We start from the raw sequence: 22,203 nt of genomic DNA, 5'->3' as shown, positions 1-22,203 counted from the left end.
GCGATCGATCTAAAACTCACAGCACCGCAGCAGGTCAGTTTCTGAGTACCCGCCACTTCCGGCGGGTTCGAGATTGACCCTCCCCAACGGAAAAACCGGTAAGGAATTTATGTGCGGATTAGCTGGCGAGTTACGTTTTGATCATCAACCGGCCGACCTGGCCGCCATTGAGCGAATCACCCATCACCTGGCGCCTCGTGGCCCCGACGCCTGGGGTTTTCACAGCCAGGGACCGATCGCCCTGGGCCATCGACGGCTGAAAATCATGGACCTGTCGGACGGCTCGGCGCAGCCGATGGTCGACAGTCAACTGGGCCTGTCCCTGGCCTTCAACGGCGCGATCTACAACTTCCCCGAATTGCGCGCCGAGCTGGAAAGCCTCGGTTACGGCTTCTATTCCGGCGGTGACACCGAAGTGTTGCTCAAGGGCTATCACGCCTGGGGCGCAGACCTGCTGCCCCGCCTCAACGGCATGTTTGCCTTCGCCATCTGGGAGCGCGACAGCCAACGCCTGTTCATCGCCCGTGACCGCCTCGGCGTGAAACCCTTGTACCTGTCGCGCACCGGCCAGCGCCTGCGCTTCGCCTCGACTTTGCCTGCCCTGCTCAAGGGCGGCGACATCAACCCGATCCTCGACCCGGTGGCGCTCAACCACTACCTGAACTTCCACGCTGTGGTCCCGGCGCCCCGCACCTTGCTGGCAGGCATCGAAAAACTGCCGCCGGCGACCTGGATGCGTATCGAGGCTGACGGCAGCACCGAACAGCAAACCTGGTGGACGCTGCCCTACGGACCCCGCGCCGACGAACTCGACCTGACCCTGGAAGACTGGCGTGACCGGGTGCTGCAGAGTACCCGTGACGCGGTGGCGATTCGTCAGCGCGCGGCGGTGGATGTCGGCGTGCTGCTGTCCGGCGGCGTCGACTCCAGCCTGCTGGTGGGGCTGCTGCGCGAAGTCGGTGTGCAAGACCTGTCGACCTTCTCTATCGGTTTTCAGGACGCGGGCGGCGAACGGGGTGACGAGTTCCAATACTCGGACCTGATCGCCAAGCACTATGGCACCCGCCATCACCAACTGCGCATCGACGAGAAGGAAATCATCGAGCAACTGCCCGCCGCGTTCCGCGCGATGAGCGAGCCGATGGTCAGCCACGACTGCATCGCCTTCTACCTGCTGTCCCGGGAAGTGGCCAAGCACTGCAAAGTGGTGCAAAGCGGCCAGGGTGCGGATGAACTGTTTGCCGGCTACCACTGGTACCCGCAGGTCGATGGCGCCAGCGACCCCTATGCGGCCTATCGCGAGGCCTTCTTCGACCGCAGCTACGACGACTACGCCGCCACCGTGCAACCGCAATGGCTGACCGAGCATGACGCCGCCGGCGACTTCGTGCGGGCACATTTCGCCCAGCCCGGCGCCGCCGCACCTGTGGATAAAGCGCTGCGCCTGGACAGTACGGTGATGCTGGTCGACGACCCGGTCAAGCGTGTGGATAACATGACCATGGCCTGGGGCCTGGAGGCGCGTACGCCGTTTCTCGACTACCGCCTGGTGGAATTGTCAGCGCGGGTACCGGGCAAATTCAAACTGCCGGACGGCGGCAAGCAGGTGCTCAAGGAAGCTGCGCGCCTGGTGATCCCCGGCGAGGTGATCGACCGCAAGAAGGGTTATTTCCCAGTTCCCGGCCTCAAGCATCTGCAAGGTGCGACCCTGGACTGGGTGCGCGAACTGCTGCTGGATCCCAGCCAAGACCGTGGACTGTTCAAGCCGGCGATGCTCGACCGCCTGCTCACCGACCCGCAAGGCCAGTTGACCCCGTTGCGCGGCTCCAAACTGTGGCAACTGGCAGCGCTGAACCTATGGCTCAGCGAACAAGGAATCTGACTGATGAAACCTCACGCCACAGCGCTGAACCAGCGCTTGCTGCGCGGCCAGGCACCGTCCTATGAACGCCTGCAAGCGCGTTTCGCCGAAGACGGCAGCGACGCGGGCGAGCCGATTGCCGTGCATTGCGGCTGGGGCCGGTTGCTGATCGGCCATACCTTCCCCGACGCGGCGAGCCTGGCCCGGGAACTGGCCCATGAAGAACCGGGCGAGCGCGACATTGCCCTGTACGTGGCCGCGCCCCAGCAAGTGTTGGGCCTGGAGCCGGCGCAGCTGTTTCTCGACCCCTCCGACACCCTGCGCCTGTGGTTCAGCGACTACCGCCAGGCAACCCGGGTCTTTCGCGGCTTCCGCATTCGCCGGGCGCAGAGCGACGCCGACTGGCACGCCATCAACCAGTTGTACCAGGCCCGCTCCATGCTGCCCATCGACCCGCAGCGCCTGACGCCCCGGCATCACGGTGGCCCGGTCTACTGGCTGGCCGAAGATGAAGACAGCGGCGCGGTGATCGGCAGCGTCATGGGCCTCAACCATGACAAGGCCTTCGCCGACCCCGAACACGGCAGCAGCCTGTGGTGCCTGGCGGTCGACCCGCAGTGCACACGGCCCGGGGTTGGCGAAGTGCTGGTACGCCACCTGATCGAACACTTCATGAGCCGTGGCCTGAGCTACCTCGATCTCTCGGTTTTGCACGACAACCGTCAAGCCAAGCAGCTCTATACCAAGCTGGGGTTTCGCACGCTGACGACCTTCGCCATCAAGCGCAAGAATGGCATCAACCAGTCGCTGTTTCTCGGCCCGGGGCCCCAGGCCGATTTCAATCCTTATGCGCGGATCATCGTCGATGAAGCCCACCGGCGCGGCATCGATGTGCAGGTCGACGATGCCCAGGCCGGCATGTTCACCCTCAGCCATGGCGGGCGCCGGGTGCGTTGCCGCGAATCCCTCAGCGACCTGACCAGCGCCATCAGCATGAGCCTGTGCCAGGACAAGAGCCTGACCCACAAGGTGCTCAAGGCCGCCGGGCTGAATCTGCCGGCCCAGCAACTGGCGGGCAACGCCGACGACAACCTGGCGTTTCTCGACGAACACCGCCGGGTAGTGGTCAAACCCCTGGACGGTGAACAGGGCCAAGGGGTGGCAGTGGACTTGCAGAGCATCGACGAGCTGCAACAGGCCATCGACGACGCCCGCCGCTTCGACTCCCGGGTGTTGCTGGAAAGTTTCCACCAAGGCCTCGATCTGCGCATTCTGGTGATCGGCTTCGAGGTGGTCGCGGCCGCCATCCGCCGCCCGGCGCAGATCATCGGCGATGGCCAGCACACGATCGACGCCTTGATCCAGGCCCAGAGCCGCCGACGCCAGGCCGCCACCGACGGCGAAAGCAAAATCCCCCTGGACCACGAAACCGAGCGCACGCTGCAGGCCGCCGGCTTTACCTACAGCAGCATCCTGCCCGCGGGCGAGCGCCTGTGTGTGCGGCGTACAGCCAACCTGCACACCGGCGGCACCCTGGAAGATGTCACCGAGATGCTGCATCCCACCCTGGTCGATGCCGCCGTGCGCGCGGCGCGGGCACTGGATATTCCGGTGGTAGGCCTGGACCTGATGGTGCCGGCCGCCGATCAGCCGGACTACGTGTTCATCGAAGCCAATGAACGTGCCGGCCTGGCCAATCACGAACCACAACCGGTGGCCGAGCGGTTTGTGGATCTGTTGTTTCCGCATAGCTGACAGCTGCGAGCGGCGAGTCACGCCTGAGCGCGTTAGCTCTTGAGGCTTGCCGCTTGCCGCTCGCGACTCAAGTCAATTCAAGGAATTCCCATGACCCGTAAAATTCCCGAACCCGATCTCGCCTACCTGCAGAAAGTCCTCCTGGAGATGCTCGCCATTCCCAGCCCGACCGGTTTCACCGACACCATCGTGCGCTACGTCGCCGAGCGTCTTGAAGAACTGGGCATCCCCTTTGAGCTGACCCGCCGTGGCACCATTCGCGCCACGCTCAAGGGCAAGAAAAACAGCCCCGATCGCGCCGTCTCCGCGCACCTCGACACCATCGGTGCCAGCGTGCGCGCGGTAAAGGACAACGGTCGCCTGACCCTCGCCCCGGTGGGCTGCTGGTCCAGCCGTTTTGCCGAAGGCAGCCGCGTCAGCCTGTTCACCGACAACGGCGTGATACGGGGCAGCGTGCTGCCGTTAATGGCCTCGGGGCATGCGTTCAACACCGCGGTCGACGAACTGCCGGTGAGTTGGGATCACGTCGAACTGCGCCTGGATGCCTATTGCGCCACCCGGGCCGATTGCGATTCGCTGGGCGTGAGCATCGGCGACTTTGTCGCCTTCGATCCCTTGCCGGAATTCACCGAGAGCGGCCACATCAGTGCCCGGCACCTGGACGACAAGGCCGGCGTGGCCGCCCTGCTGGCCGCGCTCAAAGCCATTGTCGACAGCGGCGAACCCTTGATGATCGACTGTCATCCGCTGTTCACCATCACCGAGGAAACCGGCAGTGGCGCGGCGGCGGCATTGCCCTGGGATGTCAGTGAATTTGTCGGCATCGACATTGCGCCGGTCGCCCCGGGTCAGCACTCCAGCGAGCACGCGGTCAGTGTGGCGATGCAGGATTCCGGCGGGCCCTATGACTACCACCTCTCGCGCCACCTGTTGCGGCTGGCCAGCGAGCATGAATTGCCGGTGCGCCGCGATCTGTTCCGCTATTACTTCAGCGACGCCCACTCGGCGGTCACCGCCGGCCATGACATCCGCACCGCCCTGCTGGCATTCGGTTGCGACGCCACCCACGGCTACGAGCGCACCCATATCGACAGCCTCGCCGCCTTGAGCCGCTTGCTGGGTGCCTACATCCTCAGCCCGCCGGTATTTGCCAGCGACGCCCAACCGGCCAAAGGCTCACTGGATCGCTTCAGCCATCAACTGGAACACGATGCACAGATGGAAAGCGATACCCGCGTGCCCTCGGTGGACAGCCTGGTAGGGCAACGTTCGTCCTAGGACCCGGGCCACTTTGCACTGGTCCTGCTGCGCGAAGCGCCGTAGGATCGGCGCATTGATGACCGAGGTAGCCATGCTGATTCCCCACGACCAACTTGAAGTCGACACCCTGACCCGCCTGATCGAAGACTTTGTCACCCGCGACGGCACCGACAACGGCGACGACACACCGCTGCAGACTCGGGTTCTGCGGGTGCGCAATGCCCTGAGCAAAGGCCAGGCCCTGATTGTCTTCGACCCCGAGAGCGAGCAGTGCCAGTTGATGCTCAAGCACGATGTGCCCAAGCACCTGTTCGACTGAGCCTTAGTCGCGCATTTCCCGGGCACGCTTGGCCTGGATGCGTTCGTAGACTTCACAACGGTGGACATTGACGTGCCGCGGGGCTTCGACGCCGAACCGCACATTGCCACCGCTGACGTCGAGAACACGCACGGTGATGGTGTCGCCAATGGAGATCAATTCACCGACAACGCGGCTGAGTACAAGCATGGCTCTAGTCCTTGAGGTTACCGAGCCCTGAAGATGGCCGGCGAACTCCGGAGCTTCAAGACAGCGCCAGGAAAATAGCCCCTTCCTACACGCCAGATCGAATTACCCTACAGACATCCCCTGCAATACCCGCCAAATGACTCAGGTCGACGTGAAGCGTGGGCCAAACAGAATAATGCTCGCCCCCAGCACACACAGGGCTACCCCCAACCAGTCCGAACTCAACGGGCGCACCCGCTCGACCAGCCCCAGCCAGGCGATCGAGGCAACGATGTAGATCCCGCCATAAGCGGCATAGGCACGCCCGGCGTAGGTCGCCTCGACCTTGGTCAACAGCAGGGCAAACAGCGTCAGGCTGAGCAGCGCCGGGACCATCCACCAGGCGCTTTTGTCCTGGCGCAGCCACATCCAGAAGGCGTAGCAACCGGCGATTTCAAACAGCGCCGCGAGGAAGAACCACAGGTAGTTGAGCATGGGCACATCTCGTCAGGGTTGCCAGAATGCGGCAACCCTAACCATCGCGCCTCTGAGTCGCAAGTTCAGCTAGCGTTTTGCCGGGCCTTGGCGCGCATCTTGTCGGCCATGACGGTCATTTCGTTGTACAGCAATTGCGGATTCTTCTGCTTCAGTGCCCAGGCCATGCGCCCCTGTTCATGGGGCAGGATCATGAACTCGCCAGCCGCGACGTGCTGGTAGATGTAGTCGGCGATATCGCTGGCGGTAATTGGCGAGCTCTCCAGCAACTTGCCGACTTGGGCCTTCATGGCCGGGGTCGGGCCGCGGAATGAGTCGAGCAGGTTGGTCTGGAAGAACGACGGGCAGACCACGTGCACGCCGATCTCCTGTTGCGCCAACTCGATCAACAGGCTCTCGGACAGCGCCACCACGCCGGCCTTGGCCACGTTGTAGTTGCTCATGGCCGGCCCCTGCATCAGTGCCGCCATCGAAGCGATGTTGATGATCTTGCCCTTGCTTTGCTCCAGCAGCGGCAGAAATGCCTTGCAGCCCTTGACCACGCCCATCAGGTTGATTGCGATCTGCCAGTCCCAGTCTTCCAGCGACAACTCGCTGAAGAAGCCACCTGAGGCGACCCCAGCGTTGTTGACGATCACGTCGATGCCGCCGAACTTGACCTCACAGGCCTGGGCAAAGGCCGTCAACTGGCTGTAGTCGCGCACATCACAGCGCTGCACAAAGCCATCACCGCCGGCCTCGCGGACTAGCTTGAGGGTTTCCTGCAGGCCGGGCTCGCTGACGTCCGACAAGGCCAACTGCCAACCTTCACGAGCCCAGCGCAGAGCGATTTCGCGACCCAGGCCGGACCCGGCGCCAGTGATCATCATGCGATTTTGCATAGGAAGTTGCCTTGTTGTTCTGGGAAAGATGCTCGCAGTGTAGCGAAGGAATTTCCTACACCCATGACCATCAAAGCGCTGAATGCCCCAGGCAAACCGAACCACAGCGCAGCCCCCTCGCGGGGGTTGATAAAGGAAATAAACCGGCAAGCCAATAGCAGTAAAGAAACATTGAATTTTCTCGCGCCGGCCACAGTCGGAAATATTAAGCCGCTCGGATTTATTGCAGTCGGGCCTGTTATTCAACCAATGCGACGTTCAATAACTCTCCAATAAGGAATTCGACATGGGCACGATTCTTCTGGTTATCCTGATTCTGCTGTTGATCGGTGGTCTGCCGGTGTTCCCCCACTCCAGAAGTTGGGGCTATGGGCCATCTGGGGTGATCGGCGTGGTGGTCGTGGTGCTGCTGGTATTGCTGTTGCTCGGCAGGATCTAAGACAAAAACTGCAGGCAAAAAAAAGAGGCCCGAGCGGGCCTCTTTTTTGTATTACGCCAGGCCTTAGTCCGGCGTGCCGTCTACTACACCAGCGGTGTTATCGATCAGGCTTTTGGTTGCCGTCTGCAGGAAGGCTTCCAGTTTCTGCTTCATCTCAGCGGTACGCGGTGCGTCCGGGATGATCTCGGCACGTGGATTGGCGCCCAGTTGGTACTGGTACATCTTCGGCGCCATGTCCTTTTCCTTCGGCAGCACCAGGATCTGGTCCTGGGTGATGATCGCCGTAGTCTGCTCGCTACCCGAAGGCTTGATCACGCCAAAGCCGGTGTCGCCCTGCGGCAGGTTGAGCAGGTCACGCCCCCAGCACTGGTGACGCGTTTCGCCGCCCAGGCGGCCCATGATGGTCGGCACGATGTCGACCTGAGTCCCCACGGTGTGATCCAGGGTACCGAACTTTTCCTGGATACCCGGCGCGATCATCAGCATCGGCACGTTGAAGCGGCCCAGGTCCATTTCGGTGATCTGCCGTTCGTTGCCAAACCCATGGTCGCCAACGATGACAAACAGGGTTTCCTTGAAGTAAGGCTCCTTGCGGGCCTTCTCGAAGAACTGCCCCAGTGCCCAGTCGGAGTAGCGCATGGCGGTCAAGTGTTCGTTGAGGCTGCCACGACCGGTGACCGGCTCCACCGGCAAAGGAGTCGGCAACGCGTATGGGGTGTGGTTGGACAGGGTTTGCAGCAAGGCATAGAACGGCTTGCCGTTTTCACGCGCCTTGAGCTCTACCAGGCCACGGTCGAACATGTCCTGGTCGGACACGCCCCAGGTTGGGTCGGAGAACACCGGGTTGACGAAGTCGTTGCGGCCGACAAAGTTGGTCATGCCCTGGTTGCTGAAGAAACCCGACTGGTTGTCCCAGGCAAAGTCACCGTTGTAGACATACACGTCGTCGAACTTGCGTGCACTGAGCAGCTGCGGCAGGCCGGACAGCTTGTGGCTGCCTTCCGGGGTCTGCATCAGGTATTCAAAGCCTGGCAGGTTAGGGAAGCACGCCATGGTGGCGAACATACCTTGGTGGGTGTGGGTGCCGTTGGAGAAGAAACGGTCGAACAGCAGGCCTTCCTTGGACAGTTTGTCCAGGTACGGGGTGATGTTGCCCGGCGCGCCCAGCGCACCGACCGAGTGACCGGCCATGCTTTCCATCAGGATCACGACGACGTTCTTGATCGGCAGGGTCTTGTCGGCAGGCGGCAGGAAATCCCGGCGCACGGCGGCGCTGTCGGCATCCACCAGCTTCTCGTCCGGCATGACCAGCATGTCGCGCACGATCTGCTGCGCCTCAGGCTGCGGCAGGGTGGCTTTCCAGATGTTGTCGCGGTCTTCGGACATTCGGCTTTTCGCCGCGGCCACCAGTTGCAGGGTGCCGTTGAGGCCCAACTGGTTGGCGAAGTTCGAGTCGGTGGTGTACACGTCACCCCAGCGCATCGGCGGGCCTTGACGCAGGGTGCCACGGGCGGCCGCTACGCAGATCAGCAGGCACACCATGAACACGGCAACGCGGGTGTACCACGGCGCCACTTGACGGGTGCCGACATTGCCGCCACTGAACGGGCCACGCGGCCGGGTAGCACGGTCAGCGCCCTTGAACGCCAGGCTCAGCAGCCAGGTGCCGACCACCCAGGCCAGCAGGTAGCGCACCACCGGGAACCCGTACCAGAGCATGCTCATCACGGTCTTCGGGTCTTCCTTCACGTACTGGAAGACCAGGCCGTTGAGGCGCTGGTGGAACTCGCGGTAGAAGTCCATCTCCATCAGGCCGAGGAACAGCGCGATGCTCGACACCACCGTCAGCCAGAACCGGAACAGGCCACGGGCGGCCATCGCCCGGACGCTGAACAGCGACAGCAACAGCGGGATGCTGAGGTAGATCACCAGACGCAGGTCGAAACGCAGGCCGTTGGCGAAAGCTTCGAGGAAAGTCGAGGCCGGTGTGTCAAGAATCATCTCCCGGTTGTACACCAGCAACGCCAGGCGCAGCAGGGAGAGCATCACCATCATGACCAGGGCGCAGAGTAGCGTGTACGCCAGATGGGATTTGACGGTCGGTTGCAGCAAGCGATTCGAGGCTCGCTGCTGATTCAGGGCGTCCGTGTTTGCCATGTCGTTTTAGGACCCATTGGAAGTTGAAGTTACAAAGAAGTAGCGGCGCCCAGGCTTTCTTATTGCCATGACTTGGGGGAAATGGCCGGGACCTTGCGCGGAGCACAAATGTTGCACGATCACCCACGGCATTGCCATTTATTACTCGCAAGCACTGGCGGGGCGAAAACCGGGGATGAAAAACAAGCGGGCGAATTGTCTTGGAGCGGTTGTGAAAATTTCGTGCAACGCATATCTGGAAACACAAAAAAGGCTGCGAGCTAACCTGGTCCTGTAGCAGCTACCGAAGGCTGCGTTGGGTTGCGCAGCGCCCCCCGGCTATCTTGCCAATCCGGATGAACGTCCTGCGGCCGTTGACGCAGCCTCGCGGGCTCGACAGCTGCTACGGTTGTTGATGGGGGCTATAGGCGCACGTTGCCCCGTGGCCCGGCAATGGCCCAGATGATCAGGCCCAGTACCGGCAACAAGAGGATCAGCAGTATCCAGACGATTTTCATCCCGGTTTGCGCGCCGCTCTTGAGCACGTTGATGATCGCCCAGATATCCAGCGCCAGGATAATCAGGCCAACCAGGCCATTAAAGGTAGAACCCATGGTGTTGCTCCCAATAGAAGGCATTCCCCCCTTAGGATAGCCGGCTCCCGGGAGGGTTCCCTTTTATTGCCGTGAGTTAAACGTGTACGGCTACCTTGAGCGCTTCCAGGGACGGCGCCGCATTGATCCCGACTTCGGCACACAACTCCAGCACCCGTGCCACGTCGTTGCCATACACCAGCACGAGCTGGATTTCGTCGTCGAGCAACTGGCTGAAGTTGAGCAGCGTGTAACCGCCGTTTTCCGGGTTCATGCTGCCCATCTGGATCTGGATCCGGTTGAGCGCGGTCAGCGCCTCGGTCTTGGCCAGTTGCTTGGGCTTGATGTTGAACGCCACACCGGGGCCGAACGACGCAACGATCTGCTCGAACAGGTCCATATAGGTGTCAGCCTGGAACAGCACGGTGTCCGGCAGGCTGCCAACTACCACCCACTCGCCCAATGCAATCGGGAAAGTGTCGTCGTAGTTGATGTCCGGATTGGCCGCCAGGAACGCCTCCGGGTCGGCGTACGCCTGCGCCGCCTCATCGGCGATCTGCACGATTTGCGCGTCGCTCATGCAGCCGGAGCTGATTTTACTGATGAGTTCGATGAGTGCGGCTTTCATGGCAGATCCTGTAGCGAGGGAGATTTTCGGCCGCGAAGGATAGCGTATTTGGCGGTAATTATTCAGCGAAGCTTGCGGCCCACCCGGCTATCAGCCAAGGATCTTCTCCAACTGCGCCGTGGTATCCACCGCGCCCATGGTCTTGGCCGCGTCCAGCGCGGTGATGCCGTTGGCGTCCTTGGCCTTGGGATCTGCGCCCTTGCCAATCAAGTAGTCGACGATGGCTGTGCGGTTGAACATCGCGGCCATCATCAACGCGGTCCGGCCATCGAAGGACGAACCTTCGATCTCCGCCCCGCCATCGACCAGTGCCGCCACCACCGCCAGGTCACCCTTGAACGCCGCCCCGGCAATCGGGCTCTGGCCGTTGTCGTTGCGAATCTGCGGGTCGGCCTTGTGCTCCAGCAGCACTTTCACCGCATCGACATGCCCGTGGTAAGCCGCCAGCATCAACAGGGTGTCGCCCTTGTGATTGCGCAGGTTCGGCGGCAAACCCTTGCTCAACAGCGCCGCGAGCATCGCCGCATCGCCTTCACGGGCCTTGTTGAAAACCTGCTCGGCAAACTCGGCGGCTTCTTCCGGGGTCATCTGGCGGGGTTGGTCTGACATGGGTGACTCCACATTCGGTCAATCGATAGGCCGCTAGTGTCCGCAAGCGGCCTGCCCCCTGTCACCCCTTTTTTCTCTCATGCCACCATAGCCACAATCAATAACGGAACTTGCCGCCATGGATATCCGCCAGTACCTGTTCGGTGATCTGCACGTAAGTGTCTGAACCGGGCAGCCAGGCATAGATCGGATCGTCGCCGGTTTTGCCGGGGTCGAAAGCTTCGTCCTTGAGTCGGGTCTTCTGGTACTTGAAGGTGCCAGTGGTTTCCATCTTGACTTTGACCCGCAGGAACAACGGTACCGCATAGGCCGGCATCTGCTCGCGGGCGAACCTCAGCAGCTCACTGAAATCCAGGGTCGCCAGGGATTCGGCCGGGGTGATCGCCGCCATGCCGGCACGCCCGTTGGTGTTGCTGATCTCCACGCCATAGGCCACCGCCTCGGCAATATGCGGGTGTTGCAAGAGGATGTTCTCGACTTCGGTGGTGGACACGTTCTCGCCCTTCCAGCGATAGGTGTCGCCCAACCGGTCGACGAACTGGGCGTGACCAAAACCGATGTTGCGCAGCAAGTCACCAGTATTGAAGTAACGGTCGCCCTTCTCGAACACATCGTGCAGCACCACTTTTTCGGTCTTTTGCGGGTCGGTATAGCCGTCAAGCGGAGCCTTGTCGTCAATCTTCGCCAGCAACAGGCCTTGCCGGCCCTTGCCGACTTTCTGCATGAAGCCGTTGCTGTTGCGTAGCGGCGCACCGCTGTCGTGGGCGTACTCCACCAACTCCCAGGACATCAGCGAAAAACCGATGGTGTTATCGAAGTTGAGGATGTTGCTGAAACCTATGTTGCCGTCACTGGCGGCATACAGTTCACAGATGTGATTGACCGCAAAACGCCCCTTGAACTCGCTCCACACGCCGGGGCGCAAGCCGTTGCCAATCATCTTCACGACTGCGTGATCCCGGTCGTTAGTGGCCGGCGTCTGGTCGATCAGGTAGCGGCACAACTCACCCACGTAACCGATGGTTGTAGCCTGGTACTTACGCACATCGTTCCAGAACTGGCTGGCGCTGAACTTGCGCCGAATGGCGAAACCCGAGGCGCCGCAGATGGCTGAGCCCCAGCACACGCACAGGCCCGTCGCGTGGTACAGCGGCAAGGTGCAATAGACGACATCGTCCGGGCTCATATCCAGGGCGATCATGCCGAAGCTGGCGCTGCTGCGCATCCAGCGACCGTGTTTGAAGACCCCTGCCTTGGGTAACCCGGTGGTGCCGGAGGTATAGATGTAGAAGCACGGGTCATCGAGAAACACCTGCTGACTGCTGGGCGGGTTGTCGCTTGCGCAATCGGCACTCTCGGCCATCAGGTTGCGCAAGCCCTCTGGTGCCTCGCCGTGATGCCGAGAGCAATCCTGGTCAGCCACCCACCAGGTGCGGCAGTCATCGATGGCGACCTGCTGGCGAATCGCCGAATAGGCCTGGACCAACTCTCCACCGACAACAATGGCCGCCGGCTTGACCAGGTTGACACTGTGCAGCAGCGCCTGGTGGGTTTGCGAAGTATTGAGCATGGCGCTGACGGCGCCGACCTTGGCCACCGCCAGCACCGTGACCAGCAGTTCAGGACGGTTCTCGATGAACACCCCGACCACGTCGCCCTTGCCGATGCCCTGGGCCAACAGGTGATGAGCGATACGGTTGGCCCACTGGTTGACCTGTGCATAAGTCAGCGACACGCTGCCGTGCAGCAAGGCGGGGCCATCAGGGTTACGAACTGTCGCCTGTTCGAAGGTGAACGCCAGGCCACAAGGCTGGTCCGGCTGTTTGACATTGGCCACCTTGAGGCCCTTGACCACCCGGGGCAGGGCTTTGACGATCGACGGCAACTTACGGAGCATCATGCTCCAGGTAATAGTGTCGTGGTGCGTGCTGCTCATGGTTGCTCCCGTTCGGCCCTCTGCGGCGGGCCTGTATTGTTATTGTCGGGCGAACATGCAATCGAGGTGTTCGGGCAACTTCATCCCTGTATGAGACACAACGGAAAACCTCTGCTTAACGGCAAAAAAGTACGCCAGGGGTTCTGTCGCTGTACACGCGGTTTTTGAAATGTTTTGTATCCGGCCCTCGCCCACTGCCACTGCCGGCAGGTGGGCCCGCAAACGGCCGTGCAATCTCGCAAAATGCAGGATGCACGATGGCCATTCATGCAGAATGCACGAATCCGAAAAATTCACTTTTTCGTATATAATTGATTTATAAGTATTTTTTTAGATAACGATACTGGCACAATCACTGCAACTACCCCTCCATGCTTGCCATTCATGTGCACACGGAGCTGATAGACATGAGCCTGATCCAAGAAAAATTCACTTCGCTGTTCTCCAACTTCGACGTCACCACCCAGGCACGCCCGGATGGCGGCATTCTGCTGACCTTGCGCAGCAGTGAAGGCAAAGTCTTCAAGCGCTCGATTTCCTACGCCCAACTGCATGCTGGCGATCAACTGTCCTGGGTGATCAGCGCTATTCGTCGCGACCTGGCGGAACAGGCCAGTGAATTACCGCAAATTTCCATGCTGCAGAGCCAACAGCGCTTTGCCCTGCCGACCTATCACTCGATGTAATCGAAGCGGGTTGCTAGCAGATTTCCTTGGGCCACCTGACACCCAGTCAGGTGGCCCTTTTTTCAGCGCAACATACCGCGTCTGGCCGCCTCCCCCACCGCTTGTGCACGGTTGCTGACCTGCAGCTTGGCGTAGATATTGGCCAGGTGAAATTTCACCGTGGCCTGGGAGATCGAGCGAATCACACTGATTTCCCAAACGGTCTTGCCGCGCTTGGCCCAGTGCAAGATCTCCAGTTCCTTCTCGCTCAGCGGCTTGCCTGCCCGATCCGGGCGTCGGCGTTTGACTGGCTTGACCTCCGGCCCGGCGTCACCCGTTGCGCTGTCCATTACCTTTCTCCTGGTGATCGTCCATGCCTGAACTCGAACGGTGATCGTCCGGGCCAGTGGTTGAGTGTCAGAAAGAAAGAGTTACATAGAGGGCGGATTAAACAAGCGCATGAACGCTGAATCAGTCTTCACTGACTCAGCAATAGGCAACGTCCTACGCACAGCACAAGGAAAGCCCGGATGACGCACTGCGCCAGCGTTTAATCGCCTGTCGCGTATCCGGTCGGCAGTTTAATCTTCCAGCCGCGGGAAGTGCCCGGCGAAGTCACCTGGGGTGATGCGGGGCAGCGGTTCCACAGCAGTGCTGAACAGGCCGATGGCCACGAAGTGCGGTCGCTCGCCCTTGTCGAACCAGTGCCGAGTACCGGCAGGCAGCAGGATCAGGTCGTTTTTCTCGCAGAGTACGGCGTACACATAATCGCCGATATGCAGGTTGAACTGGCCACGTCCGGCAACAAACAACCGTACCAGGTCCTCGTCAAAATGCTGCTCTTCGAGGAGCTCGGCAGGCGGTTCGGCGGGTTGTTGCTGCTCGCTGCTGACACTGATGACCTGCACCCCAAGGTATCCACGCTCGGTCATCAGTTGATCGATCGGCCCCTGATAGGCGGCCACCAGCTCTTCATCGCTGGCGCCCGGCTGAAGCTTTGCCGCCGCCTGCCAACGGTCGAATCTGACACCCTGTTCGGCCAGGGTCGCGCTGATGTCGTCGAAGTGGGTCAGGACCTTGTTCGGCAGGTCCGGGCTTGAAACGTGGTAAACCGACAGGCTGCTCATTTCGGCAACTCCTCTTGCATGCGTGTGGCAATGATAACGGCTGCAGCCAGCGCGGCGAGGCTTGCAATACTAAAGGTGAAGGTGGCGCCCAGGGCATTCCAGCTGTAGCCGGCGTACAAAGCCCCCAGTGCACCACCGGTGCCGGCCAGCGCCGCGTAGAGCGCCTGGCCCTGCCCCTGCTGGCGCGGGCCGAAACTGCGTTGGACAAAATGAATGGCCGCGGCGTGAAAGCTGCCAAAGGTGGCCGCGTGCAGGACCTGCGCAAACAACAGCACCCAGAGAAACTCGGCGAACGACCCCAGCAGCAGCCAGCGCAAGGCGGCCAGCAGGAAACTGGCCAGCAGCACTCGGCGCACTGAAAACCGCGCCAGGATCCAGCTCATGAACAGGAACATCAGGACTTCGGCGACCACTCCCACGGCCCAGAGCATGCCGATCACTCCACGGCTGTAGCCCAGGCGCTCCAGGTGCAGGGTCAGGAAGGTGTAGTACGGCCCGTGGCTGAGCTGCATCAGGCCCACGCAGGCATAAAATGCCAGTACCCCCGGATTGCGCAACTGCTTGACGAAACCCTCTCCGGCCAAGCGGTTGCCGGGCGCAGGCTGGGCGTTGGGCACCCACAGGCTGCTGATGATGATCCCTGCCATGATCACCACCAGGGTTACTGGGTAGATGTCCAGACTCAACCATTCGAACAGCCGCCCCAGTGCAACCACCGCGATAATGAAGCCGATCGAACCCCACAGGCGGATCTGGCTGTAGCGCGAAGCCTGGCCTTGCAGGTGCGCGAGGGTGATCACTTCGAACTGCGGTAGCACCGCGTGCCAGAAAAACGCGTGCAGGGCCATGACCATTGCCAGCCAGGCGTAACTCTTGCTGACGAAGATCAGGCAGAACGTCAGCAGCGTACAGACCGCGCCAAAACGCACAATGGCCAGGCGCCGGCCAGTGTAGTCACCCAGCCAGCCCCAGATATTGGGCGCGATGCAGCGCATCAGCATCGGGATCGCTACCAGCTCGCCGATACGCGCAGGCGAAAACCCCAGGTGATCGAAGTACAGCGCCAAAAAAGGCGCTGTCGAACCGAGCAAGGCGAAATAAAACAGATAAAAGCTGGAAAGCCGCCAGTACGGGAGCACCGCCACGGCCATCAGACCGCGGCGACGTCAGGGCCCGGCTTCACAGCTGGCCCAACACCGGGGTGCTGACGCGCACGTCGGCGTTTTGCCCGCGATGGCGCAGCAGGTGGTCCATCAACACAATGGCCATCATCGCTTCGGCAATCGGCGTGGCGCGGATGCCGACGCAGGGGTCGTGACGGCCCTTGGTGATCACGTCCACCGGGTTGCCGTGGACATCGATCGAACGGCCCGGGGTGGTGATGCTCGACGTTGGCTTGAGCGCCAGGTGGGCAACGATCGGCTGGCCGGAAGAAATGCCACCGAGGATGCCGCCGGCGTTGTTGCTGAGGAACCCTTGTGGGGTCATCTCGTCGCGGTGTTCGGTACCGCGCTGGGCGACGCTGGCGAACCCGGCGCCGATTTCCACGCCCTTGACCGCGTTGATGCTCATCAGCGCATGGGCCAGTTCGGCATCGAGGCGGTCGAAGATCGGCTCACCCAGGCCTGGCTTCACGCCTTCGGCGACCACGGTGATCTTGGCGCCGACCGAGTCCTGGTCGCGGCGCAGTTGATCCATGTAGGCCTCAAGTTCCGGCACCTTGTCCGGGTCGGCGCTGAAAAACGCATTTTGCTCCACCGAGTCCCAGCTCTTGAACGGGATTTCGATCGGGCCCAACTGGCTCATGTAGCCGCGAATCACGATGCCCTGGGTCGCCAGGTACTTTTTCGCAATCGCCCCGGCCGCCACGCGCATGGCAGTTTCGCGCGCAGAACTGCGACCGCCGCCACGGTAATCGCGTTCGCCGTATTTGTGGTGGTAGGTGTAGTCGGCGTGGGCCGGGCGGAACAGATCCTTGATCGCCGAGTAGTCCTTGGACTTCTGGTCGGTGTTGCGGATCAGCAGGCCAATGGCACAGCCAGTGGTCCGGCCTTCGAACACGCCGGAGAGGATTTCCACCTCGTCGGCTTCCTGGCGCTGGGTGGTGTGGCGGCTGGTGCCTGGCTTGCGTCGGTCGAGATCGCGCTGCAGGTCGTCCAGGGACAACTCAAGACCCGGCGGGCAGCCGTCGACAATGGCGACCAACGCCGGACCATGGCTTTCGCCCGCGGTGGTGACAGTGAACAGCTTGCCGTAGGTATTGCCGGACATGCAGGGCGCTCCGTGAAATCGCTGAACTAAGTGCGCGCCAGTATACGCAGGCTCACCCAGTAGTTCATCCTCGAACCTTATGGGTGTCTGCGAGTCCAACCGACACCTTGTGAATGATGGCGTGATGATGCTGCGAGTTATAGCCTTGAGCCTTACCCTGATTACCGGCCTGCTGTGCAATATCGCGCAGGCCACGGTCCTGCAACGCCCGGTCAGCCTGGATACCGGCAGCGGCGAGCTGTTTGGCTCGATGCTGCTGCCCAAGTCCGACGCCCCGGTGCCGGTGGTCCTGATCATTTCCGGCTCGGGCCCCACCGACCGCAACGGCAATAACCCAGAGGGCGGCAACAACGATAGCCTCAAGCGCCTGGCCTGGGTGCTGGCCAAACACAATATCGCCAGCGTGCGCTACGACAAGCGCGGCGTGGCGGCGAGCCTGGCGGCCACCCCGGACGAGCGCAACCTGAGCCTGGAGGCCTACGTGGCCGACGCCGTGGCCTGGGGCAAGCAACTCAAAAGTGACCCGCGCCTGGGGCCGCTGATTCTATTGGGGCACAGTGAAGGGGCACTGGTAGCCACCCTTGCCGCTCCCCAGGTGGACGCCGCCGGCCTGATTTCCCTGTCCGGCAGCGCACGACCGGTGGATCAGGTGTTGCGCCAACAGTTGAGCCACCGCCTGCCGCCCCAGTTGCTGCTGCGCAGCAATGAACTGCTGGACAGCCTCAAGGCCGGTCAGGTGGACAGCAATGTGCCGCCGGCGCTGCAAGTGATCTTCCGCCCCAGCGTGCAACCCTACTTGATCAGCCTGTTCCGCCAGGACCCGGCCGCCGCATTCGCCCGCCTGCACATGCCCGCGCTGATCGTCCAGGGCAGCAATGACATGCAGGTCGGTGTCGGGGATGCGCAAATGCTCAAGGCTGCCAAGCCCGACGCCCAGTTGGTGGTGATCGAGGGCATGAACCACGTGATGCGCATCGTGCCCAACGACATCAAGCGCCAGGTGGCGTCCTACAAGGATCCGCAACTGCCACTGGCGGCAGAACTCGGCACCCGGATCCTCGGCTTTATTGATGCAATTGCTCGAAGTTAGCCCGGTTTTACCCTCCAGTCCTGCGCAATTCGGCCGATAAGCCAGTGTCGACAGCCCATTGTCTGTCGACAAGCAGCGCTTGGACAGGATCTCGCCGTTATGACTGATACCCACAAATCACCCGACACCACGCCCGACACGACGGCCCCCGAAGCGGCGGAACAGCCGTGGGCGGACGTTGCGGCCGAGCACCGGCGGATGCTGCGCCTGGCGCCGCTGAAAACCGATCGCAGCACCGGGGGCCGGCCGTTGCGCTTTGTCGAGTTCGGCTATGCCGAGCGTAACAACAAGGAGCGCAGCCTGTTGCGCATGAGCATCACGTTGCCGGGCCAGCGGGTGCGCAAGGAGCAGAACCACCTGGACGTCTGGGTCGACCACGAACAGCGGCGCGTGCACTTCGGCCCCGACAGCGGTGTGCAGATAGAACCAATGAACCGCGGCATCGGGCGTTTTCTCGCGGCCCAAGGCATTACCTGGGCGAAGAAAAAGTGGGCGAGCTACAGCTTTGATGCGATGGACCTGAGCAACAAGGATGCCTTGGTCGAAGACACGCGCCTGCGCCGCGACCATTTTTTGCGGGTGCACGGTTTTGACGTGGTCTACGCCGACGCCCAGCATTTGAAAGGCAGCGTCAAGGCCGGCAAGGTCGGTGACCTGCTGGGCGACTGGAACACCGAGAAGCTGCAGTTCGTGGAAATCCTCGAAGCCGCGCAGATGTTGCAGCAAGCCGAGCAGAACCTGGCTGAACAGGAAGTCAAACTGCAAAAGCAGGAAGAAACCGTCAGCAAATTCAAACGCGAAGAAACCGGCTTGCGCTTCACCATTACCTGCCTGGTGGCGTTTTCAGTGTTCCAGGCCGGTTTGCTGATCTGGATCGCCACACACCGCTGACCACCGCCAACTTCTGTAGGACCAAGGCTTGCCCGCGAAGAACGTCAACGCGCACATTCAGGGTATGCGCGGCGCTCTGCAGACCATCGCGAGCAGGCCGCAAGCGGGCGCCGCAAGCGGGCGCTCGCTCCTACAAGGATTCGTAACAACCCGTGGGAGCGAGCTTGCTCGCGAAGGATGGATCAGGCCCGTGATGCAAACAGTGCCTGGTGTTCACGGCATTGCTCGGCGCTGAGCATGAACACGCCGTGGCCGCCGCGTTCGAACTCCAGCCAGGCGAAATCGACTTCCGGGTACAGCGCCTCGACGTGTACCTGGCTGTTGCCCACCTCGACAATCAGCAAGCCTTTCTCGTTCAGGTGATCGGCCGCCTGCGCGAGCATGCGCCGCACCAGGTTCAGACCGTCTTCGCCACAGGCCAGGCCCAACTCGGGCTCGTGCTGGAACTCGTCCGGCATATCGGCAAAGTCTTCGGCATCCACGTACGGTGGATTGGACACGATCAGGTCGAAACGCTGGCCAGGCAAACCGTCGAATCCGTCGCCCTGGACCGTGTACACCCGCTCATCGACGCCATGGCGCTCGATATTCTGGTTGGCCACCTCAAGGGCTTCGAACGACAAGTCCGCCAGCACCACTTCAGCGTCCTGGAACTCATAGGCACAGGCGATGCCGATGCAACCGGAACCGGTGCACAGGTCGAGAATGCGCGCCGGCTCGCTGTCCAGCCAGGGAGTGAAGCGTTTTTCGATCAGCTCGCCAATCGGTGAACGCGGGATCAACACGCGCTCATCGACAATGAACGACATGCCGCAGAACCAGGCCTCGCCCAGCAGGTAGGCAGTGGGAATGCGGTCTTCGATACGGCGCTTGAGCAACCGCTGCAGGTTGACCAGTTCGTCGTCTTCGAGCGCGCAGTCCAGGTAGCTGTCGGCGATTTCCCAAGGCAGGTGCAACGCTCCCAGCACCAGTTGACGGGCTTCATCCCAGGCGTTGTCGGTCCCATGGCCGAAAAACAGATCCTCCCCATGAAAACGGCTGACAGCCCAACGAATATGGTCGCGCAAAGTGCGCAGACGGGAAGTGATCACGGGGTAAACTCCTGAAAAAACGACCGGGGATTCTAACAGCCTAAACCTGCCCCGACGATCAATGAAAAAACCCCTGGGCAAATGTAGGATTTATCCGGTTTTTCAGCTTTTGGTTGAACATCCGGTCAGCTCTTGAGAGGCTGCAGCCCAGCAACGACGGTGCCTACGATGGTAGCGATTCACAGAAGCGCTCAGCCAGAGGACAATGTCGCAAAAGCCCCACTCGAAGGAGCCCCAGAATGTCCGTTCCAAAGACGATGTTTCAACTCAGCGGTCGTGGTTACGCGCCAGCCAATCTGGCCCACGCGACACTGGTGATCATCGATGCACAAAAAGAATACCTCAGCGGCCCGCTGGCCCTGACCGGCATGGCAGAGGCCGTGGCCAACATCCAGCAACTGCTCGCAGCGGCCCGGGCCGCGGGGCGACCGATTGTCCATGTGCATCACCTGGGCACCGTCGGCGGCCTGTTCGACCCCCAGGGCGAGCGCGGTGAGTTCATACCCGGCCTCGAACCCCTGAGCGACGAAACCCTCATCGGCAAGTTGCTGCCCAGCGCGTTCCACGGCACGCCCCTGGAAAAACGCCTGCAGGACCTTGGCTCCCTGGACCTGATCGTCTGCGGCTTCATGAGTCACTCCAGCGTCAGTACCACCGTGCGTGCGGCCAAGAACCTGGGCTTTCGCTGCACCCTGGTCGAAGACGCCTGCGCCACCCGGGACCTGCCCTACAAGGGCGGCGTACTGACTGCCGAGCACGTCCAGCAGACCGAAATGGCGATCATGGCTGACAACTTCGCCACCCTCGCCCAGACCCGGGACCTGATCTGATCGCCCGCGGATGAGCGGCGATCATCGCCGCTCATCCGCAAAAGACTCTCATTTCCTCTATTTGCCTTAGCCTCAGGAACAACCCGGTCAACTCCCGGTCGAAGGGCCGATACCCATTGAGGAAGGTCGGAATGAAGATATCCGATGGATTTGACGCTCGCCGCTTGCGCCCCAAAGGGCAACGCAACTGGCGTTATCGTTTCGGCGCTGCATTCGCCGCCCTGCTCGCCACCCTCGGTGTGCTGCTGGCAATGGCCGGTGCTGCCAGCCTGCTTGGTCGTCCGCCCGCACTGGGTGAACTGAACGCCAGCCCGCTGGGCTCGGCGATCATTCTGGCGATTGGCCTGTTGCTGCTCTACCTGGGTGTCGCGTTCTGGCGTCGCTGTCGCCGCCGCATGCGTCAACCTCGCGAGCTGAACATGGCCCCGCATTTGATGAAAAAGCATGACTGAGTCGCGCGCGACGCGTTTTGCCGCGCCCGATTCACCTCGACTTGGGTAAACTGGCCGCCCTTCGCGGAGGCTGACATGCAAGACGACGATTTTTCCCTGTTCAAAAGTGCGATCCAAGGTGTCAAACCGATCAAGCACGACCGCGCCGAAACCGGCAAGCCCAAGGCTGACCGCGCGCAAATTGCCAAGCTGCGCCAGGCAGCGACCATTCGTACCGACGTGGCGGCTGTGGACGGCCTGTCCGACCAATTCGTGATCGATGTCGGTCCGGAAGACGAGTTGATGTGGGCACGTGACGGGGTCCAGGAAAGCCAGATGCGCAAGCTCAAGATCGGGCAGATCCCGTTCGAAGGCAGCCTCGACCTGCACGGCATGAACGTGGAAAAGGCCCGCGAGACGCTCTGGGCATTTCTCGCCGAAGCGACAAAATTCGAAATCCGCTGCGTGCGCGTGACCCACGGCAAGGCCGTGCGCCTGGACGGCAAGCGCCCGATGATCAAAAGCCACGTCAACACCTGGCTGCGCCAGCATTCACAGGTCCTGGGCTTTACCTCCTGCCAGGCCAAGCACGGCGGCGCCGGTGCGGTGTATGTGATGCTCAAACGAACCATGATGGAAGGCCGCGACGAGTAAAGCTGACGCGTCACGCTTGCAGCGCCGTGTCCGCCACCGTACCCTTGCCCTTTGCGTAAAATCCCACAGGTAG

Annotated in this window: 24 protein-coding genes; 11 read left to right on the top strand and 13 right to left on the bottom strand. The window is 61.6% G+C overall.

All coding sequences use genetic code 11. The features are described from left to right. The first annotated feature begins 109 nt into the window (after positions 1 to 109). The 4 genes from CKW24_RS11455 (at position 110) to CKW24_RS11440 (ending at position 5,195) form a co-directional block, all read left to right on the top strand. Positions 110 to 1,882 carry an N-acetylglutaminylglutamine amidotransferase gene (locus tag CKW24_RS11455; RefSeq protein WP_095167990.1) on the top strand — a complete coding sequence of 591 codons (1,773 nt, stop codon included), beginning with the start codon at positions 110 to 112 and terminating at the stop codon, positions 1,880 to 1,882. Positions 1,883 to 1,885: 3 nt separating this feature from the next. Beyond that, positions 1,886 to 3,616 (top strand): N-acetylglutaminylglutamine synthetase, encoded by a 1,731-nt coding sequence (gene ngg / locus CKW24_RS11450; RefSeq protein WP_095167989.1) that lies wholly within the window; start codon positions 1,886 to 1,888, stop codon positions 3,614 to 3,616. A 90-nt stretch (positions 3,617 to 3,706) separates the two neighbouring features. Next, positions 3,707 to 4,894 (top strand): osmoprotectant NAGGN system M42 family peptidase, encoded by a 1,188-nt coding sequence (locus tag CKW24_RS11445; RefSeq protein WP_095167987.1) that lies wholly within the window; start codon positions 3,707 to 3,709, stop codon positions 4,892 to 4,894. Between the two features lie 73 nt (positions 4,895 to 4,967). Further along, entirely contained in the window at positions 4,968 to 5,195 is a 228-nt protein-coding gene (locus CKW24_RS11440; protein ID WP_095168255.1) for a YheU family protein, read from the top strand. Between the two features lie 3 nt (positions 5,196 to 5,198). Here CKW24_RS11440 and csrA read toward each other — a convergent pair whose 3' ends face one another. From csrA to CKW24_RS11425, 3 genes are all read right to left on the bottom strand, one after another. Beyond that, positions 5,199 to 5,384 (bottom strand): carbon storage regulator CsrA, encoded by a 186-nt coding sequence (gene csrA, locus CKW24_RS11435; RefSeq protein ID WP_095167985.1) that lies wholly within the window; start codon positions 5,382 to 5,384, stop codon positions 5,199 to 5,201. Positions 5,385 to 5,525: 141 nt separating this feature from the next. Then, complete coding sequence (locus tag CKW24_RS11430) at positions 5,526 to 5,858, bottom strand: YnfA family protein (RefSeq protein ID WP_095167984.1); 333 nt, start codon at positions 5,856 to 5,858, stop codon at positions 5,526 to 5,528. A gap of 65 nt (positions 5,859 to 5,923) precedes the next feature. Next, on the bottom strand, positions 5,924 to 6,739 hold the full coding sequence (locus CKW24_RS11425) for an SDR family oxidoreductase (protein WP_095167982.1): 816 nt from the start codon (positions 6,737 to 6,739) through the stop codon (positions 5,924 to 5,926). Between the two features lie 286 nt (positions 6,740 to 7,025). Here CKW24_RS11425 and CKW24_RS11420 point away from each other — a divergent pair, with 286 nt between their 5' ends. Next, on the top strand, positions 7,026 to 7,178 hold the full coding sequence (locus CKW24_RS11420; RefSeq protein ID WP_095167980.1) for a DUF3309 family protein: 153 nt from the start codon (positions 7,026 to 7,028) through the stop codon (positions 7,176 to 7,178). A gap of 63 nt (positions 7,179 to 7,241) precedes the next feature. On the opposite strand, the gene CKW24_RS11415 is transcribed toward CKW24_RS11420, so the two are convergent. The 5 genes from CKW24_RS11415 to CKW24_RS11395 form a co-directional block, all read right to left on the bottom strand. After that, the gene (locus CKW24_RS11415) at positions 7,242 to 9,335 is read right to left on the bottom strand and encodes an LTA synthase family protein (RefSeq protein ID WP_095167978.1); all 2,094 of its coding nucleotides are present in this window, start codon (positions 9,333 to 9,335) and stop codon (positions 7,242 to 7,244) included. A gap of 401 nt (positions 9,336 to 9,736) precedes the next feature. Beyond that, positions 9,737 to 9,928: a PLDc N-terminal domain-containing protein gene (locus CKW24_RS11410; RefSeq protein WP_095167976.1), complete on the bottom strand. Its 192-nt coding sequence runs from the start codon at positions 9,926 to 9,928 to the stop codon at positions 9,737 to 9,739. A gap of 76 nt (positions 9,929 to 10,004) precedes the next feature. Next, a complete protein-coding gene (locus CKW24_RS11405) occupies positions 10,005 to 10,535 on the bottom strand; it encodes a hypothetical protein (RefSeq protein WP_095167974.1) in 531 nt (176 codons plus the stop codon). 90 nt (positions 10,536 to 10,625) lie between these two features. Further along, positions 10,626 to 11,144: an ankyrin repeat domain-containing protein gene (locus tag CKW24_RS11400; protein ID WP_095167972.1), complete on the bottom strand. Its 519-nt coding sequence runs from the start codon at positions 11,142 to 11,144 to the stop codon at positions 10,626 to 10,628. Between the two features lie 97 nt (positions 11,145 to 11,241). Next, complete coding sequence (locus tag CKW24_RS11395) at positions 11,242 to 13,080, bottom strand: long-chain-acyl-CoA synthetase (protein ID WP_095167970.1); 1,839 nt, start codon at positions 13,078 to 13,080, stop codon at positions 11,242 to 11,244. Positions 13,081 to 13,487: 407 nt separating this feature from the next. Between CKW24_RS11395 and CKW24_RS11390 the strand changes: the two genes are divergently transcribed. Beyond that, positions 13,488 to 13,766 carry a DUF3509 domain-containing protein gene (locus CKW24_RS11390; RefSeq protein ID WP_095167968.1) on the top strand — a complete coding sequence of 93 codons (279 nt, stop codon included), beginning with the start codon at positions 13,488 to 13,490 and terminating at the stop codon, positions 13,764 to 13,766. A 62-nt stretch (positions 13,767 to 13,828) separates the two neighbouring features. Here the strand turns inward: CKW24_RS11390 and CKW24_RS11385 are convergent, their stop codons facing one another. The 4 genes from CKW24_RS11385 to aroC all read right to left on the bottom strand — a co-directional run bounded on the left by CKW24_RS11385 (position 13,829) and on the right by aroC (position 17,143). Next, complete coding sequence (locus CKW24_RS11385; protein WP_095167966.1) at positions 13,829 to 14,095, bottom strand: helix-turn-helix transcriptional regulator; 267 nt, start codon at positions 14,093 to 14,095, stop codon at positions 13,829 to 13,831. 231 nt (positions 14,096 to 14,326) lie between these two features. Further along, positions 14,327 to 14,872: an acireductone dioxygenase gene (locus CKW24_RS11380; RefSeq protein ID WP_095167964.1), complete on the bottom strand. Its 546-nt coding sequence runs from the start codon at positions 14,870 to 14,872 to the stop codon at positions 14,327 to 14,329. After that, positions 14,869 to 16,023 (bottom strand): MFS transporter, encoded by a 1,155-nt coding sequence (locus tag CKW24_RS11375; protein WP_177440621.1) that lies wholly within the window; start codon positions 16,021 to 16,023, stop codon positions 14,869 to 14,871. Before CKW24_RS11375 ends, CKW24_RS11380 begins: the two co-directional genes overlap by 4 nt. A gap of 28 nt (positions 16,024 to 16,051) precedes the next feature. Continuing rightward, positions 16,052 to 17,143 (bottom strand): chorismate synthase, encoded by a 1,092-nt coding sequence (gene aroC / locus CKW24_RS11370; RefSeq protein ID WP_095167962.1) that lies wholly within the window; start codon positions 17,141 to 17,143, stop codon positions 16,052 to 16,054. Between the two features lie 79 nt (positions 17,144 to 17,222). On the opposite strand from aroC, the gene CKW24_RS11365 reads away from it, so the two are divergent. Together CKW24_RS11365 and CKW24_RS11360 are read left to right on the top strand one after the other, a co-directional pair. Beyond that, positions 17,223 to 18,233, top strand: a complete 1,011-nt coding sequence (locus tag CKW24_RS11365) for an alpha/beta hydrolase (protein ID WP_095167960.1) — start codon at positions 17,223 to 17,225, stop codon at positions 18,231 to 18,233. Between the two features lie 99 nt (positions 18,234 to 18,332). Next, a complete protein-coding gene (locus CKW24_RS11360) occupies positions 18,333 to 19,124 on the top strand; it encodes a hypothetical protein (protein WP_095167958.1) in 792 nt (263 codons plus the stop codon). A 182-nt stretch (positions 19,125 to 19,306) separates the two neighbouring features. Here the strand turns inward: CKW24_RS11360 and prmB are convergent, their stop codons facing one another. Beyond that, positions 19,307 to 20,215: a 50S ribosomal protein L3 N(5)-glutamine methyltransferase gene (gene prmB / locus CKW24_RS11355; RefSeq protein WP_095167957.1), complete on the bottom strand. Its 909-nt coding sequence runs from the start codon at positions 20,213 to 20,215 to the stop codon at positions 19,307 to 19,309. Between the two features lie 239 nt (positions 20,216 to 20,454). On the opposite strand from prmB, the gene CKW24_RS11350 reads away from it, so the two are divergent. The 3 genes from CKW24_RS11350 (at position 20,455) to CKW24_RS11340 (ending at position 22,130) form a co-directional block, all read left to right on the top strand. Further along, the gene (locus CKW24_RS11350; protein ID WP_095167955.1) at positions 20,455 to 21,045 is read left to right on the top strand and encodes a cysteine hydrolase family protein; all 591 of its coding nucleotides are present in this window, start codon (positions 20,455 to 20,457) and stop codon (positions 21,043 to 21,045) included. A 131-nt stretch (positions 21,046 to 21,176) separates the two neighbouring features. Continuing rightward, the gene (locus CKW24_RS11345; RefSeq protein WP_095167953.1) at positions 21,177 to 21,497 is read left to right on the top strand and encodes a hypothetical protein; all 321 of its coding nucleotides are present in this window, start codon (positions 21,177 to 21,179) and stop codon (positions 21,495 to 21,497) included. Between the two features lie 75 nt (positions 21,498 to 21,572). Further along, positions 21,573 to 22,130 (top strand): Smr/MutS family protein, encoded by a 558-nt coding sequence (locus CKW24_RS11340; protein WP_095167951.1) that lies wholly within the window; start codon positions 21,573 to 21,575, stop codon positions 22,128 to 22,130. Positions 22,131 to 22,203 lie beyond the last annotated feature (73 nt).

The organism is Pseudomonas sp. Irchel 3H3 (assembly GCF_900187635.1).
Classification (GTDB): Bacteria; Pseudomonadota; Gammaproteobacteria; order Pseudomonadales; family Pseudomonadaceae; genus Aquipseudomonas.
The sequence above is the reverse complement of the archived record's forward strand: the minus strand, read 5'-3'. Positions and strand labels throughout refer to the sequence as shown.